Here is a 15,275-nt window from a genome sequence, read left to right on the forward strand (position 1 = left end):
GCCCGCGGACGACGCACGACCCCCGACAGGCGGACTGGGCCGATCGACCCCATCCTGGGATGGCTCGGGGCACCCTAGACCGCTGCGGAGGCCCGTTCGTGGCTACCGTCCTGTACCGCCTGGGGCGCCTGGCCTTTCGCCGGCGTTGGTATGTGACCGTCCTCTGGGTCGTCATCCTCGCAGCCTTCGGCTTCGCCTCCAGCAAGGCGGCCGACGCCCCCGCCACCACCTTCTCCACCCCGGGTGTCGAGTCCCAGCGAGCCTTCGACCTGATCCAGGAGCGCTTCCCCGGCGTCCAGGCGGACGGCGCCGTCGCCCGTGTGGTGTTCGTCGCACCGGATGGGCGGAAGATCACCACCGGCACGGACCGCGCCGCTGTCGTCCGGCTCGTCGACGAGGTCTCCGGCGGACCACAGGTCGTCGGCGCCGTGAACCCCTTCCAGGCGGGCGCGGTCAGCAAGGACGCGACGACGGCGTACTCGACGATCACGTACACGGTGCAGGCCAACGACCTCACCGACGTCGCCAAGAACAACCTCGGAAACGCCGCGCGACAGGCCCGCGCCGCCGGCCTCACCGTCGAGATCGGCGGTACCGCGCTCGCCGCACAGCCCGCCGCGGGCGGCGTCGGCGAGGTCATCGGCGTCGGCATCGCCGCCGTAGTGCTGCTGATCACCTTCGGATCACTGGCCGCCGCCGGACTCCCGCTGCTGACCGCACTCCTCGGCGTGGCCATCTCGATGACCGTGATCACCACGCTGGCCGCCACCCTCGGCCTCTCCGACACGACCGGCACCCTCGCCACGATGCTGGGCCTGGCCTGTGGCATCGACTACGCGGTGTTCGTCGTCTTCCGCTACCGCGAGGAACGCGCCAACGGCCACACCACCGAGGAAGCGGCGGGTCTCGCCGTCGGCACGGCCGGTTCGGCGGTCGTCTTCGCCGGTCTGACCGTCGTGATCGCACTCGCCGGCCTCGCCGTCGTGGGCATCCCGCTCCTCACCAAGATGGGCCTCTGCGCCGCCGCCGCGGTCGCCCTCGCCGTGCTCATCGCGCTGACCCTCGTCCCGGCCCTGCTCGGCTTCTGGCCGCGTGCCGTCCTCTCCCGCCGCTACAAGACGACCGGCCGCCGCATCCAGGGCGTGGCCGGCAACATGGGCAGCCGCTGGGCCGGGTTCGTGCTGCGCCACCCCTGGCCGGTGCTGTTCGGCACGGTCGCCGGCCTGGTGGTCCTCGCGCTCCCCGTGCTGGGCCTGCAACTGGGCCAGTCCGGCGACGAGGCCAAGTCCACCGCGACCACCGAACGCCGGGCCTACGACGACCTCGCCAAGGCGTTCGGCCCCGGCTTCAACGGCCCGCTGACGGTCGTCGTGGACGTGTCCGACTCCGCCCACCCCAAGGCCGCCGCAGCCACGGTCGAGCGCCGGATCGCGGCGGTACCGGGCGTGGTCTCGGTGACCCCGATCCGCTTCAACTCCACTGGCGACACGGCCCTGTTCACCGCCGTGCCCGCCGAGGCACCCACGAGCGAGAAGACCGTGGACCTCGTCCACACCATCCGCGACGACCGCCCCGCTGTCGAATCGGCGGCCCCCGGCGCGACCTTCGAGGTCACCGGCACCACCGCCCTCAACATCGACGTCGCCCAGAAGGTCAGCGGCGCCCTGGTCCCGTACCTGATCGTCGTCGTTGGCCTGGCGGTACTGCTCCTGCTCCTGGTGTTCCGCTCGATCGTCATCCCGATCAAGGCGGCCGTGGGCTTCCTGCTCTCGGTGCTGGCCGCCCTCGGCTGCGTGGTCGCGGTCTTCCAATGGGGCTGGGGCGCAAGCCTGTTGGGCGTGGAGACCACCGGCCCGATCATGAGCCTGATGCCGATCTTCCTGGTGGGCATCGTCTTCGGCCTGGCCATGGACTACGAGGTCTTCCTCGTCTCCCGCATCCGCGAGGCCTACGTCCACGGCAGCGCTGCCCACGCCTCGATCGCGACCGGGTTCCGCTACAGCGCCCGCGTCGTCACGGCCGCCGCCCTCATCATGATCTCGGTCTTCGCGGGCTTCATCACCGCCGGCGACTCGATGATCAAGATGATCGGCTTCGGCCTCGCGATCGCCGTCCTCTTCGACGCGTTCATCGTCCGTATGGCCTTCGTCCCGGCCGTCCTCGCCATCCTGGGCGACCGCATCTCCTGGCTTCCGCGCTGGCTGGACCGCCTGCTCCCGAACGTAGACATCGAGGGCGAGAGCCTGAGCCGCCGACACCCGGTGAGCGGGAGCGCCCCTGAAGGGGCGCGGGGAACTGCGCGACCGGCCCCCACCGGCGCGCAGACAAAGAACAACTAGACGACAGGTTTCCCGGTCAACTCGACACCGGCCGAACGCAGTTCCTCCAGCGCCCGGTCGGTGGTCTCCTTCGCCACCCCGGCCGTCAGATCAAGCAACACCTGCGTACGAAACCCTTCCCGCACGGCATCCAACGCGGTCGCCTTCACGCAGTGATCGGTCGCGATCCCCACGACATCCACCTCGTCGATCTCCCGCGCCCGCAACCACTCCCCGAGCGAAACCCCGTTCTCGTCCCGCCCCTCGAACCCGCTGTACGCCGCCGCGTACGCCCCCTTGTCGAAAACGGCATCGATCGCCCCGGAGGCGACCGCGGGCGCGAAGTTCGGGTGGAACCCGACCCCCTCCGTGCCCGCGACACAGTGCGCGGGCCAGGAGTGGGCGTAGTCGGGGTTGTCGGCGAAGTGCCCGCCGGGCGCGATGTGGTGGTCGCGGGTGGCCACGACGTGCCGGTAGCCGGCCGGCGCCTGCCCGATCAGCTCGGTGACGGCGGCGGCCACATCCGCACCGCCGGCCACCGCGAGACTGCCTCCCTCGCAGAAGTCGTTCTGTACGTCAACGACGATCAAGGCGCGGCGCATGGTGGTGTCCTTCGACGGTGAGTGAACTTCGAGCGTAGAGACTCCGGCGGCACTACGGGAGGGCGTACCCCTGATTTTCGTACGGGTCTTAACCAGCGGGCCTCGACCAGCGGGTCCCGACCGGGGGTCTTCATCGGCGGTTCTTAACTACCCGACCGCAGATGCACGTACTCCGTCGGAATCACGGCCTCCCCGCGCGACAACTGGGTAGCCGACAACGGCAGGTTGCCCCGCGCCCCCGCATGCCGGTCCCGTACGACGTCCAGCGTTTCGCGCGCGACGACCTCGCCGCCCTTGACCAGCTCCACCAGCAGCTGCCGGTCGGCCAGTTCGGCCGGGACCGGCCCGGTGCCGACGACCTCGGCCTCCGCGATCCCGTCGTCGTCGACCCGCCGTGCGGCCCACTTGCGCCCGCCGATCGACGTCTTGCCGCCGCTGGACTTCTTCGCGACCGGCACCAGCGGCGCCTTCGGATCGGCGGACTCGGCGCGCGCGACCAGCTTGTAGACCATCGAGCAGGTCGGATGCCCGGACCCGGTCACCAGCTGGGTGCCGACGCCGTACGCGTCGACCGGCGCCGCCGCCAGCGAGGCGATGGCGTACTCGTCCAGGTCGGAGGTCACCACGATCTTCGTGTCGACGGCGCCCAGCTCGTCCAACTGCTGCCGCACCCGGTGCGCGACGAGCAGCAGGTCGCCCGAGTCGATCCGGACGGCGCCCAGTTCGGGCCCGGCGACCTCGACTGCCGTACGGACGGCCTCGGTGACGTCGTACGTGTCGACGAGCAGCGTGGTGTTGCGGCCCAGCGAGTCCACCTGGGCCTGGAACGCGTCGCGTTCGTTGTCGTGGAGCAGGGTGAAGGCGTGCGCGGAGGTGCCGACGGTCGGGATGCCGTAGCGGAATCCGGCCGCGAGGTCGGACGTAGTGGCGAAACCGCCGACGTAGGCCGCGCGGGAGGCGGCGACCGCGGCGAGTTCGTGGGTGCGGCGGGCGCCCATCTCGATCAGCGGGCGCTCCCCGGCGGCGGAGGCCATGCGGGAGGCGGCGGCCGCGATCGCGGAGTCGTGGTTGAGGATGGAGAGGATCACCGTCTCCAGGAGCACGCACTCGGCGAACGACCCCTCGACCCGCATGATCGGCGAGCCCGGGAAATACACCTCGCCCTCCGGGTAGCCCCAGACGTCACCGCTGAAGCGGTAGTCGGCGAGCCACTCCAGGGTCTCCTCGTTGACGACGTTCCGCTCGCGCAGGAAGCCGAGGACGTCCGCGTCGAACCGGAAGTTCTCCACCGCGTCCAGCACGCGCCCGGTGCCCGCGACGACGCCGTAGCGACGTCCTTCGGGCAGCCTCCGGGTGAAGCACTCGAAGACCGAACGCCGGTCGGCCGTCCCTGCCTTGAGGGCGGCCTGCAGCATCGTCAGCTCGTAGTGGTCGGTGAAGAGCGCCGTCGAGGGAACGTCCACCGGCAGCCCAAGGTCCGCTGTGTTCATGGCAACGGATGGTACTCCCATCTCGTCACTCTGACGATTTGTGGGGTCCATTTGTGCGGGGCCCCCCTTGTGGTGGCAGCATGGGCCGTGTGACGTCACCCGCACCCCTGGAGATCGAACGGACCGAGTCGGCGGAGGAGGCTTTCGCCGTACCCGAGCCGGACGTCCCCTGGGTCACGATCGTGCACAACGACCCGGTCAACCTCATGAGCTATGTCGCGTACGTCTTCCAGACGTACTTCGGCTACTCCAAGGACAAGGCCCACAAGCTCATGCTCGACGTCCACCACAAGGGCCGCGCGGTCGTCTCCAGCGGAAGCCGCGAGGAGATGGAACGCGACGTGCAGGCGATGCACGGCTACGGTCTGTGGGCCACCCTTCAGCAGGACCGGAAGTAGCGACCCATCCCGATGCCAGGACACTTCGAACCACTTCGCGGCGGCGGCGCGGCCGTCGCGCTCGACGACGTCGAGATCTCCATCATCCGCTCGCTGGCCGTGCAGCTCCTGGAGCTGATCGGCCCCGGCCCGGGCGAGGACGCCTCCGCCGACCCGCTCGCCGAACTCTTCGCCGAGGGCCCGAGCGAGCCGCCCGCCGACCCGGTGCTCCGGCGCCTGTTCCCGGACGCGTACACCGACCCGGAGCAGGCCCCCGACTCCCCGCAGGACGCGGAGGAACGGATGGCGCACTCCGCCGAGTTCCGCCGCTTCACCGAGAACGACCTGCGGGCCGGCAAGCGCGAGAACGCCCTCGCGGTGGTCCGCACCCTCGACGCGCTGACCCTCGGGGGCGACGGCGGCGCGATCCTCAAGCTCACCGCCGAGGAGTCCCGGCAGTGGCTCGGCTCGCTCAACGACCTGCGCCTGGCGATCGGTTCGCGCCTCGACATCACCGACGAGGACGACACCGACGACCTCTACCGGCTCCCGGACGAGGACCCGCGCAAGCCGATGGTGATGGCGTACCTCTGGCTGGGCGGCCTCCAGGAGACGCTGGTCAACACCCTGATGCGCTGACCGGAGCAGCCGTTCCGTTCGCTCAGCGGACCCTCAAATCCGGATAACGATCACGTCACCGCGACGGCCGGGAATGCCGGCCGTCGCTCCTTTTTGTCCGCTTCTTCCTGTGGTGTGTGCCACAAATGTCCCCGCCGATCGCGATTCTGACCGTGATAGATCTTCACGACCGCCCGGCGGACGCCACCCATGTCCCGCCGGGTTCGCCATGCGGCCGACGGACCTCGGCCGGGCAGCTCCAAGTCCATGGGGGGATTCGGAGAAAGGCGCACCACACATGACCTCCGCTCAGGTCGGGACGGACAAGGCCCCCGAGGAGGGGTACGAGCGCGGGCTCGGCAGCCGTCAGGTCCAGATGATCGCGATCGGCGGCGCCGTCGGCGTCGGACTGTTCCTGGGAGCCGGGGCGAACATCGCCAAGGCCGGCCCCAGCCTCATCTTCATGTACGCCCTCGCGGGCGTGATCATCTTCTTCATCATGCGGGCACTGGGCGAACTGCTCCTGTACCGCCCGGTGTCGGGCTCCTTCGCGGAGTACTCGCGCGAGTTCCTCGGCCCGTTCTTCGGCTACTTCACCGCCTGGACGTACTGGCTGATGTGGGTGGTGACCGGCATGGCCGAACTCACGGCCGCCGCCATCTACGTCAACTACTGGTTCCCCGCCGTCTCCCAGTGGGTGACCGCGCTCGCCTTCCTGGTGATCCTCTTCGTGGCCAACCTGATCTCGGTGAAGCTGTTCGGCGAGATCGAGTTCTGGTTCTCGATGGTCAAGGTCACCGCGCTCATCGGCATGATCGTGATCGGCCTGGGCGTCCTCACCTTCGGCTTCAGCAGCGCCGGTGACACCGCCTCCGTCGCCAACCTCTGGCAGTTCGACGGCTTCTTCCCCAAGGGCATCGGCTCCTCCCTGATGACCCTTCAGGGCGTCATGTTCGCCTACCTGGCGGTCGAGCTGGTCGGCGTCACCGCGGGCGAGTCCGAGAACCCGGAGAAGACCCTTCCGAAGGCGATCAACACCCTCCCGTGGCGCATCGCCCTCTTCTACGTCGGCGCCCTCACGGTCATCCTCTGTGTCGTCAAGTGGACCGAATTCGCCCCGGGCGTCAGCCCGTTCGTCGAGGCGTTCGCGAAGATCGGCATCCCGGCGGGCGCCGGAATCGTCAACTTCGTGGTCCTCACGGCAGCCCTCTCGTCCTGCAACTCGGGCATGTACTCCACGGGCCGCATGCTCCGTACCCTCGCGGACAACGGCGAGGCCCCCAAGGTCTTCAGCAGGCTCTCCGCCTCCAGGACCCCCGCGACCGGCATCACGATCTCCGTCGCCTTCATGGGCATCGGCGTGGTCCTCAACTACATCGTCCCGGAGAAGGCGTTCGGCTACGTCACCTCGGTCGCCACCGCCGCCGGCATCTGGACCTGGCTGATGATCCTGATCAGCCACGTCCTCTACCGCCGCGCGGTCGACGCGGGCCGCCTCCCGGCCTCGTCCTTCCCGGCCCCGGGCGGCGCGAAGTTCTCCTACGTGGCCATCGCGTTCCTGCTCTTCGTCACCGGCCTGATCGCCTACGACCCCGACTCCCGCGTCTGCCTCTACGTCATGGCGGGCTGGACCATCGCCCTGGGCGCCGGCTGGTTCGCCCTCAGGATCCGCGACCCGCAGGTCACCGAGCGCCGTGACCCGGAGTTCGAGAAGGTCGGCTGACCCGACCGATCCCGGCATACGGGCCGCCCCGTACCACCACTCGGTACGAGGCGGCCCTTCTGCTTATCCTGACGACCATGCCGACCCTGACCATCACCCAGGCCCTCTTCGACCAGATCGTCGCCCACGCGCGCGCGGACCACCCCGACGAGGCGTGCGGAGTCGTCGCGGGCCCGGCGGGCCAGGGCCGCCCCGAGCGCTTCGTCCCGATGCTGAACGCGGCCCGCTCGCCCACGTTCTACGAGTTCGACTCGCAGGACCTGCTGAAGCTCTACCGCGACCTGGACGACCGCGACGAGGAGCCGGTGATCATCTACCACTCCCACACCGCGACCGAGGCCTACCCCTCCCGCACCGACATCGCCTACGCCAACGAACCCGGCGCCCACTACGTCCTCGTCTCCACCGCCGACTCCGACGAGGTGGGCCCCTTCCAGTTCCGCTCGTACCAGATCCTGGAGGGCGTGGCCACGGAGGAGGAGGTCAAGGTGGTGGAGTCGTACTGATCAGGCCCTGCTCTCGTGCCGACCCGGCCCTGATCTCGTACTCCGGATGAAATCCGTCCGAAGCGTGAGATCCCCTACTGAGGACCGGACCGGGAATCGATACGATGAGCCCATGGTTCTTCTCGACGTGAGCGACAAGGCGCCGGGCACGCTGCTCGTGGCGCGGCTGCACGTCGACCTGTGCAGGCTGAACAGCGCCATCTGTTGACAGCGCGCTGTCGCCGCACGGCCGTGCACCGCGACGCGTCCACACCTGGGCCGCGCGCCCACCGAGACCAGACCCCTCCCGCTTCCGACAGGAGCCCCTTGCCATGGCCATCGAGGTCCGCATCCCCACCATCCTTCGCACCTACACCGGCGGCGAGAAGGCCGTCGAGGGTGCCGGCGAGAACCTCGCCGCGCTCTTCGCCGACCTCGAAACCCGGCACGCGGGCATCCAGGCCCGCATCGTGGACGGCGGCGAACTGCGCCGCTTCGTCAACGTGTACCTGAACGACGAGGACGTCCGCTTCCTCGACGGCATCAACACCAAGCTGACCGACGGCGACAACGTCACGATCCTGCCGGCCGTCGCCGGCGGCATGCGCTAAGGCCCGCTGACCGCTGATGCGTTACGACTCCCCGCTGGCCGCGGTGGGCAACACCCCTCTGGTGCGCCTGCCGCGGCTCTCGCCGTCCACCGACGTCCGCATCTGGGCCAAGCTGGAGGACCGCAATCCGACCGGCTCGGTCAAGGACCGCCCGGCCCTGCACATGATCGAACAGGCGGAGAAGGACGGCCGCCTCACCCCCGGCTGCACGATCCTGGAGCCGACCTCCGGCAACACCGGCATCTCCCTCGCCATGGCCGCTAAGCTCAAGGGCTACCGCATGGTCTGCGTGATGCCCGAGAACACCTCTCAGGAACGCCGCGACCTGCTCAACATGTGGGGCGCGGAAATCATCCCCAGCCCGGCGGCCGGCGGCTCCAACACGGCGGTCCGCGTGGCCAAGGAACTCTCCGCCGAACACCCGGACTGGGTGATGCTCTACCAGTACGGCAACCCGGACAACGCGGGCGCCCACTACGCCACGACCGGCCCGGAGATCCTCACCGACCTCCCGTCGATCACCCACTTCGTAGCGGGCCTCGGCACCACGGGCACGCTGATGGGCGTGGGCCGCTACCTCCGCGAACACAAGCCGGACGTCAAGATCGTCGCCGCGGAACCCCGTTACGACGACCTCGTCTACGGCCTCCGCAACCTCGACGAGGGCTTCGTCCCCGAGCTCTACGACGCCTCCGTACTGACGACCCGCTTCTCGGTCGGCTCGGCCGACGCGGTCACCCGAACCCGGGAACTCCTCCAACAGGAGGGCATCTTCGCCGGCGTCTCCACCGGTGCGGCCCTCCACGCGGCGATCGGCGTGGGCAAGAAGGCCGTAGCGGCCGGGGAGAGCGCTGACATCGCCTTCGTGGTGGCGGACGGCGGCTGGAAGTACCTGTCGACGGGCGTCTACACGGCGGCAACGACAGAAGAGGCGATCGCCACGCTTCAGGGCCAACTCTGGGCGTGAGGTGAGGCTTTTAGGGCGCGGGGAACTGCGCGACCAGCCCCCACGACCCGCACCCGACGTACGACCGTCAGCCGGTGAGGTGACGGACCTGATCCCACAGGACCGGGTCCACCACCCCAACCCTCCGCCGGAAGTCGGACACCGCCACCTTCCGCAACTCGTCGGTCTCCAGATAGCTGGCCCGCCCCCGAGAATCGCCGACGGCCCCCGGCGGCAAGGGAATCACCCCGCCCCGCCCATCGTGATACTTGCTGGTGATCTTCGCGACGGTGACCTTCCGCCCCCGCACCGCAAGCACCAGACAAGGCCGATCCTTCGCGGCCCCGGGTTGATCCTCGTAGGGCACGTTCGCCCACCAGATCTCAGCGGGCCGAGGCCGATCCCCCCGCACCCGCCGGGACGACCCCCGCCCCCACCCGTCGACGAGCGTGGCGACCAACGCCAGCAACACCACAGCCGCAAGCCCGAGCCACCAGTACGTGTTCATACGAACGACCGTACCGGCGCGCAAACAGCGCCGCGCGCCCTCTTGGAACCCCACGCGCCCCGGTTCCAGCCGAACCGGTGACACCACAGGTGAGTTCCCCCACAACAGCCCTTGGCGGAGGAGCGACCGGCCCTTTTGCGCCTTACGCTCGACGGACCGCACGACCCCCGTCACCCAACTCCAGAAGTTCCCGCCAGCGGAGGTTTCTGCTTTATGAAGCTCACCGTCGTCGGCTGCTCGGGGTCGTTCCCGTCCGCGGAATCGGCCTGTTCGAGCTACCTCGTAGAGGCCGACGGCTTCCGGCTGCTCCTCGACATGGGCAACGGCGCCCTTGGCGAGCTGCAGCGCCACTGCGGTCTCTACGACCTCGACGCGATCTTCCTCAGCCATCTGCACGCCGACCACTGCATCGACATGTGCGCGTACTTCGTCGCGCGCTACTACCGCCACGACGGCGGCCGCTGCGACCCCATCCCGGTCTACGGCCCCGAAGGCACCGAACACCGTCTGACCACGGCCTACGCCGACACCCCCACCGCCTCCTCCATGAGCGAGGTCTTCGACTTCCACACGGTGAAGCCGTCCACGTTCGACGTCGGCCCCTTCACCGTGCACACCGAGCGGGTCCGCCACCCCGTCGAGGCGTACGGCATCCGCGTCGAACACGGCGGCCGGTCCCTGACGTACTCCGGCGACACGGGCGTCAGCGAGTCCCTCGACGAACTCGCCCGGGACACCGACCTGTTCCTGTGCGAGGCCGCGTTCACGCACGGCAAGGAGAACATCCCGGACCTCCACCTCAACGGCCGCGAGGCCGGCGAGACGGCCACCCGCGCCGGCGTCCGCCGCCTGGTCCTCACCCACATCCCCCCGTGGACCGACCCCCAGGCCAACCTGGCCGACGCGCGCGAGGCCTACGCCGGACCGGTGGAACTGGCGGCGCCGAGAGCGTCGTACGAGATCTAGTCCTACGCAGGTGAAGGCCCCCGGTACCGAAAGGTGCCGGGGGCCTTCGTCACGCTGGTTTCACGCTGCCGCGAGGATCACGCCTTGGTGAGGTCCTCGACCTCCTCCTCGGGCTCGCGGCCCGGGGTGGGGAGGTTCCACTTGGTGATCGCGAAGCGGAAGACGAAGTAGTAGATGGCGCCGAAGACCAGACCGATCGGGATGATCAGCCAGGGCTTGGTGGCGAGGTTCCAGTTGAGGGCGTAGTCGATGAAGCCCGCGGAGAAGGTGAAGCCCGCGTGGACGCCGAGGGCCCAGGTGATCGCCATGGACAGGGCGGTCAGCACCGCGTGGATCGCGTAGAGCACCGGGGCGATGAACATGAACGAGAACTCGATCGGCTCGGTCACACCGGTCACGAAGGACGTCAGCGCGAGCGAGATCATCATGCCGGTCACGGCCTTGCGGCGCTCGGGACGGGCGGTGTGCGCGATGGCGAGCGCGGCGGCCGGCAGGCCGAACATCATGATCGGGAAGAAGCCCGCCATGAACTGTCCGGCGGTCGGGTCGTGGGCGAAGAAGCGGGTGAGGTCGCCGTGCACGACCGTCCCGTCCGGCTTGGTGAAGTCGCCGATCTGGAACCAAGCCACCGAGTTGACGAACTGGTGCATGCCCACCGGGATCAGACCGCGGTTGATCAGACCGAACAGACCGGCACCGAACGCGCCCAGACCGGTGATCCACTCGCCGAAGTTCGAGATGCCCTCACCGATGGGCTTCCAGATCAGGCCGAAGAAGACACCCATGATCGTGCCGACGAACGCCATGATGATCGGGACGAGACGGCGGCCGTTGAAGAAGCCGAGCCAGTCGACCAGCTTGGTCCGGTGGAACTTCTGCCACAGCACCGCGGAGAGCAGACCCATGATGATGCCGCCGAGGACACCGGGGTTGTTGTAAGTCGCGGGTACGTCCGCGCCCTTGAGGATCTGCGCGTCGGTGACGGGGAAGGCCTTGAGCACATTGCTGTAGACGAGGAAGCCGACAAGCGCCGCGAGGGCGGTGGAGCCGTCGGACTTCTTGGCGAAGCCGATCGCGACACCTATACAGAACAGCAGCGGCAGGTTGTCGAAGATCGCGCCACCGGCGGTGGCGAAGACAGCCGTCACCTTGTCCGGCAGGTGCAGCTTGTCGTGGATGTCGTCCTGACCGAACCGGAGCAGGATGCCCGCCGCCGGAAGCACGGCGATCGGCAGCTGTAGGCTGCGACCGATCTTCTGCAGGCCCTGGAACAGGCCGGATCCCCACTTCTTTGTGGGTGCCGCCGTCGGCGCGGTGGCAGTGCTCATGGACTTCCTCCATCGGGTGGTGGTCTACACCACTCAGTGGTGTAGACCTGTTGTAGCAGATGAAGTCCGCATAAAGGAACCCGCGAATCCTGCGACCGAATCGCTACGCGACGTACACGACGACGTACCCGGTGGCGTCCATGAAGAAGGGCCCCCGGACCGATGGTCCGGGGGCCCAACTCGCTTGCCCTGCCTGCCTGTTCCGTCAGGCCTTGGTGACGTCCTCGCGCTCGTCCTCCGGCTCCCGCCCCGGCGTCTTCAGGTCGAACTTCGTGATCGCGAAACGGAAGACGACGTAGTACACCGCCGCGAAACACAGCCCGATCGGAATGATCGCCCACGGTTTCGTCGCCAGGTTCCAGTTGATCGCGTAGTCGATCAGCCCCGCCGAGAAGCTGAAACCGTCGTGCACCCCCAGCCCCCAGGTCACCGCCATCGACACCCCGGTCAGCACCGCGTGGACGGCGTAGAGGACCGGCGCGATGAACAGGAACGAGTACTCGATGGGCTCGGTGATACCGGTCACGAAGGACGTCAGCGCGACCGAGAGCATCAGGCCGCCGACCTCCTTGCGACGGCTCGGCTTCGCGCAGTGTGCGATCGCGAGCGCCGCCGCCGGCAGCGCGAACATCATGATCGGGAAGAACCCCGAGGTGAACTGCCCCGCGTGCGGGTCGCCCGCCAGGAACATGTTGATGTCACCGTGCACCACCGTCCCGTCCGGCTTCGTGTAGCTGCCGAACTGGAACCAGATGGGCACGTTCAGGAACTGATGCAGCCCCACGACCAGCAGCGCCCGGTTGGCGAGACCGAACACCCCCGCACCCAGCGCACCCCGCGCGCTCAGCCAGTCGCTGAAGTGTTCGAGCCCGCTGCCGATCGGCGGCCAGACCCACAGCGCCACCGCCGCCACCGCGATCGCCACGAACGACATGATGATCGGCACCAGCCGCCGCCCGTTGAAGAAGCCGAGCCAGTCCACCAGCTTCGTACGGTGGTACCGCGCCCAGAAGAACGCGGTCAGCAGCCCCAGCACGATCCCGCCGAACACCCCGGGATTCTGGTACGTGAACACCGAGACCGAGTGATCGGCGGCCTGGCACCCGATGCCGGGCACCACGTTCGTGCCGCCCGTGCAGTCCTTTGGGAACTGGCGCAACACGTTGTAGTAGACGAGGAAACCGACGAGCCCGGCCAGCGCCGTCGACCCGTCCGACTTCTTCGCCATGCCGATCGAGACACCCACACAGAACAGCAGCGGCAGCCCGAGCTGCCCGTCGAGCAGCGCCCCACCCGCACCCGCCATCACCTTCGAGACATTGGTCCACCCCAGCCCGTCGTCCCCGAACACGTCCGGCTGCCCGAGCCGGTTGAGGATGCCGGCCGCCGGCAGCACGGCGATGGGGAGTTGGAGACTGCGGCCCATCTTCTGCAGCCCCTGGAACAGACTGCCCCAAAGGGTCCGCCCAGGACGGGCGGCGGCACTGTCGGCACTCATGGACGCCCCTCGGTAATGTGGTGTAGACCAGTTGGTGACGTGATCGTTAACCATCATTCGGCACGCACGACATGACCGCTCGCGAAGCTGGGCCAACTGTGGGTTACTGCGACAAAGCGGTTCGGATCAGGGAGAGAACAACATGGCCACCAAGGCTGAGAAGATCGTTGCCGGGCTGGGCGGCATCGACAACATCGAAGAGGTCGAGGGCTGCATCACCCGCCTGCGCACCGAGGTGAAGGACCCGGCCCTCGTCGACGACGCCGCCCTGAAGGCCGCCGGCGCCCACGGCGTCGTCAAGATGGGCACGGCCATCCAGGTCGTCATCGGCACGGACGCGGACCCGATCGCGGCGGACATCGAAGACATGATGTGAAGCGCGGGGATCGTTCCCGGCTTTGACCCGAGCGCCGACCCCGGCCTCATCCACGGCGTCACGCGCTGAGGGGCTCCTCCCACCGCGGGAGGAGCCCCTTCCTCATGTACCACTAGGCTCTTCGCCATGTCTCGAATCGACGGCCGCACCCCCGAACAGCTCCGCCCCGTCACCATCGAACGCGGCTGGAGCAAGCACGCCGAGGGCTCCGTCCTCGTCTCCTTCGGCGACACGAAGGTCTTCTGCACCGCCTCGGTCACCGAGGGCGTCCCCCGTTGGCGCAAGGGCAGCGGCGAGGGCTGGGTCACCGCGGAGTACTCCATGCTGCCCCGCGCCACCAACACCCGCGGCGACCGCGAGTCCGTCCGCGGCAAGATCGGCGGTCGCACCCACGAGATCAGCCGCCTCATCGGCCGCTCGCTCCGCGCGGTCATCGACTACAAGGCCCTCGGCGAGAACACCATCGTCCTCGACTGCGACGTGCTCCAGGCCGACGGCGGCACCCGTACGGCGGCCATCACCGGCGCGTACGTGGCGCTCGCGGACGCGGTGACCTGGGCCCAGGGCAAGAAGCTCATCAAGGCCGGCCGCCAGCCGCTCACCGGCACGGTCAGCGCCGTCTCGGTCGGCATCGTCGGCGGAGTCCCGCTCCTGGACCTCTGCTACGAGGAGGACGTCCGCGCCGAGACCGACATGAACGTCGTCTGCACCGGCGACGGCCGCTTCGTCGAGGTCCAGGGCACGGCCGAGGCGGAGCCCTTCGCACGCGACGAGCTCAACGCCCTCCTCGACCTCGCGGTCGCCGGCTGCGACGAGCTGACCGCCGTACAGCGAAAGGCACTTGAGGCCGCGCTGGAGAAGTAAGAGGCTGGACCGGTCAAGTAAAGGACGTACCAAGAGAGGCGGGCTGCGGGGTCAACCCGGCGGCCCGCCCCCGCGTCCCTACGCATACGGAACGGAAACGGGGACGGCCACCCAGGCCCACCCCAGGGGGAGGCACCGAACCATGGCCGCAAGCCGACGAAGCCGCAGCAGTCGACGCAGTATCGCCATAGCCGCCACCGCGGCGGTGATCGGCCTGACCGCCGGCCTCGCCACCGGCTGCGACGCCGTCGACAAGGCCATCGACTGCGTCCAGACCGCCGACACCATCGCCGACAGCGTCACCGGCCTCCAACAGGCGGTCGAGAACGCGGCCAACGACCCCACCCAGACCGACGCGTCCCTCAACTCCATCGAGAAGGACCTCGACAAGATCGGCGACAAGACCGACAACGCGGACGTCAACAAGGCGGTGGACGATCTCGGCAAGGCCGTCGACAACGTCCGTACGGCGGTCAAGAACGGCGACAACACACCCGACATCAGCCCGGTCACGGACGCGGCGGGCGAACTGACGAAGGTCTGCACGTCATAGGCGTGTGACGGG

The 15,275-nt window shown here is 68.7% G+C and carries 17 protein-coding genes; 12 read left to right on the forward strand and 5 right to left on the reverse strand.

What is annotated here, in order from left to right; translation table 11 throughout:
• The first annotated feature begins 98 nt into the window (after positions 1 to 98).
• Positions 99 to 2,339, forward strand: a complete 2,241-nt coding sequence (locus tag OG226_RS30740) for an MMPL family transporter (RefSeq protein ID WP_329350675.1) — start codon at positions 99 to 101, stop codon at positions 2,337 to 2,339.
• On the opposite strand, the gene OG226_RS30745 is transcribed toward OG226_RS30740, so the two are convergent.
• Positions 2,336 to 2,920, reverse strand: coding sequence for an isochorismatase family protein (locus OG226_RS30745; protein WP_033286041.1), 585 nt, complete (start codon positions 2,918 to 2,920; stop codon positions 2,336 to 2,338). The two genes, OG226_RS30740 and OG226_RS30745, sit on opposite strands and share 4 nt — an antisense overlap.
• A 143-nt stretch (positions 2,921 to 3,063) precedes the next feature.
• Positions 3,064 to 4,410, reverse strand: a complete 1,347-nt coding sequence (locus tag OG226_RS30750; RefSeq protein WP_329350676.1) for a nicotinate phosphoribosyltransferase — start codon at positions 4,408 to 4,410, stop codon at positions 3,064 to 3,066.
• An 80-nt stretch (positions 4,411 to 4,490) separates the two neighbouring features.
• On the opposite strand from OG226_RS30750, the gene clpS reads away from it, so the two are divergent.
• From clpS to OG226_RS30785, 7 genes are all read left to right on the forward strand, one after another.
• Positions 4,491 to 4,808, forward strand: a complete 318-nt coding sequence (clpS, locus tag OG226_RS30755; RefSeq protein ID WP_327403687.1) for an ATP-dependent Clp protease adapter ClpS — start codon at positions 4,491 to 4,493, stop codon at positions 4,806 to 4,808.
• Between the two features lie 12 nt (positions 4,809 to 4,820).
• Entirely contained in the window at positions 4,821 to 5,426 is a 606-nt protein-coding gene (locus OG226_RS30760; protein ID WP_328683008.1) for a DUF2017 domain-containing protein, read from the forward strand.
• Between the two features lie 277 nt (positions 5,427 to 5,703).
• A complete protein-coding gene (locus OG226_RS30765; RefSeq protein ID WP_329350677.1) occupies positions 5,704 to 7,128 on the forward strand; it encodes an amino acid permease in 1,425 nt (474 codons plus the stop codon).
• A gap of 77 nt (positions 7,129 to 7,205) precedes the next feature.
• Entirely contained in the window at positions 7,206 to 7,634 is a 429-nt protein-coding gene (locus tag OG226_RS30770) for a M67 family metallopeptidase (RefSeq protein WP_329350678.1), read from the forward strand.
• Between the two features lie 112 nt (positions 7,635 to 7,746).
• Positions 7,747 to 7,842, forward strand: coding sequence for a putative leader peptide (locus tag OG226_RS30775; protein WP_019065921.1), 96 nt, complete (start codon positions 7,747 to 7,749; stop codon positions 7,840 to 7,842).
• Between the two features lie 103 nt (positions 7,843 to 7,945).
• Positions 7,946 to 8,224: a MoaD/ThiS family protein gene (locus tag OG226_RS30780; RefSeq protein WP_327403692.1), complete on the forward strand. Its 279-nt coding sequence runs from the start codon at positions 7,946 to 7,948 to the stop codon at positions 8,222 to 8,224.
• Positions 8,225 to 8,240: 16 nt separating this feature from the next.
• Complete coding sequence (locus OG226_RS30785) at positions 8,241 to 9,191, forward strand: PLP-dependent cysteine synthase family protein (protein WP_328683011.1); 951 nt, start codon at positions 8,241 to 8,243, stop codon at positions 9,189 to 9,191.
• A 67-nt stretch (positions 9,192 to 9,258) separates the two neighbouring features.
• Here the strand turns inward: OG226_RS30785 and OG226_RS30790 are convergent, their stop codons facing one another.
• Positions 9,259 to 9,678 (reverse strand): type II toxin-antitoxin system PemK/MazF family toxin, encoded by a 420-nt coding sequence (locus OG226_RS30790; RefSeq protein WP_328683012.1) that lies wholly within the window; start codon positions 9,676 to 9,678, stop codon positions 9,259 to 9,261.
• A 213-nt stretch (positions 9,679 to 9,891) separates the two neighbouring features.
• Between OG226_RS30790 and OG226_RS30795 the strand changes: the two genes are divergently transcribed.
• Complete coding sequence (locus tag OG226_RS30795; protein ID WP_328683013.1) at positions 9,892 to 10,644, forward strand: MBL fold metallo-hydrolase; 753 nt, start codon at positions 9,892 to 9,894, stop codon at positions 10,642 to 10,644.
• Between the two features lie 77 nt (positions 10,645 to 10,721).
• Here the strand turns inward: OG226_RS30795 and OG226_RS30800 are convergent, their stop codons facing one another.
• Both OG226_RS30800 and OG226_RS30805 read right to left on the reverse strand, forming a co-directional pair.
• The gene (locus OG226_RS30800) at positions 10,722 to 11,972 is read right to left on the reverse strand and encodes a PTS transporter subunit EIIC (RefSeq protein ID WP_329350680.1); all 1,251 of its coding nucleotides are present in this window, start codon (positions 11,970 to 11,972) and stop codon (positions 10,722 to 10,724) included.
• Between the two features lie 205 nt (positions 11,973 to 12,177).
• Complete coding sequence (locus tag OG226_RS30805) at positions 12,178 to 13,470, reverse strand: PTS transporter subunit EIIC (RefSeq protein ID WP_328683015.1); 1,293 nt, start codon at positions 13,468 to 13,470, stop codon at positions 12,178 to 12,180.
• 106 nt (positions 13,471 to 13,576) lie between these two features.
• Between OG226_RS30805 and OG226_RS30810 the strand changes: the two genes are divergently transcribed.
• From OG226_RS30810 to OG226_RS30820, 3 genes are all read left to right on the forward strand, one after another.
• Entirely contained in the window at positions 13,577 to 13,846 is a 270-nt protein-coding gene (locus OG226_RS30810) for a PTS glucose/sucrose transporter subunit IIB (RefSeq protein ID WP_266776471.1), read from the forward strand.
• Positions 13,847 to 13,972: 126 nt separating this feature from the next.
• Positions 13,973 to 14,710, forward strand: coding sequence for a ribonuclease PH (rph, locus tag OG226_RS30815; protein WP_019056710.1), 738 nt, complete (start codon positions 13,973 to 13,975; stop codon positions 14,708 to 14,710).
• A 142-nt stretch (positions 14,711 to 14,852) separates the two neighbouring features.
• Positions 14,853 to 15,263 (forward strand): hypothetical protein, encoded by a 411-nt coding sequence (locus OG226_RS30820; protein ID WP_328683016.1) that lies wholly within the window; start codon positions 14,853 to 14,855, stop codon positions 15,261 to 15,263.
• Positions 15,264 to 15,275: the final 12 nt, after the last annotated feature.

The organism is Streptomyces sp. NBC_01261 (genome assembly GCF_036226385.1).
Lineage (GTDB): Bacteria > Actinomycetota > Actinomycetes > Streptomycetales > Streptomycetaceae > Streptomyces.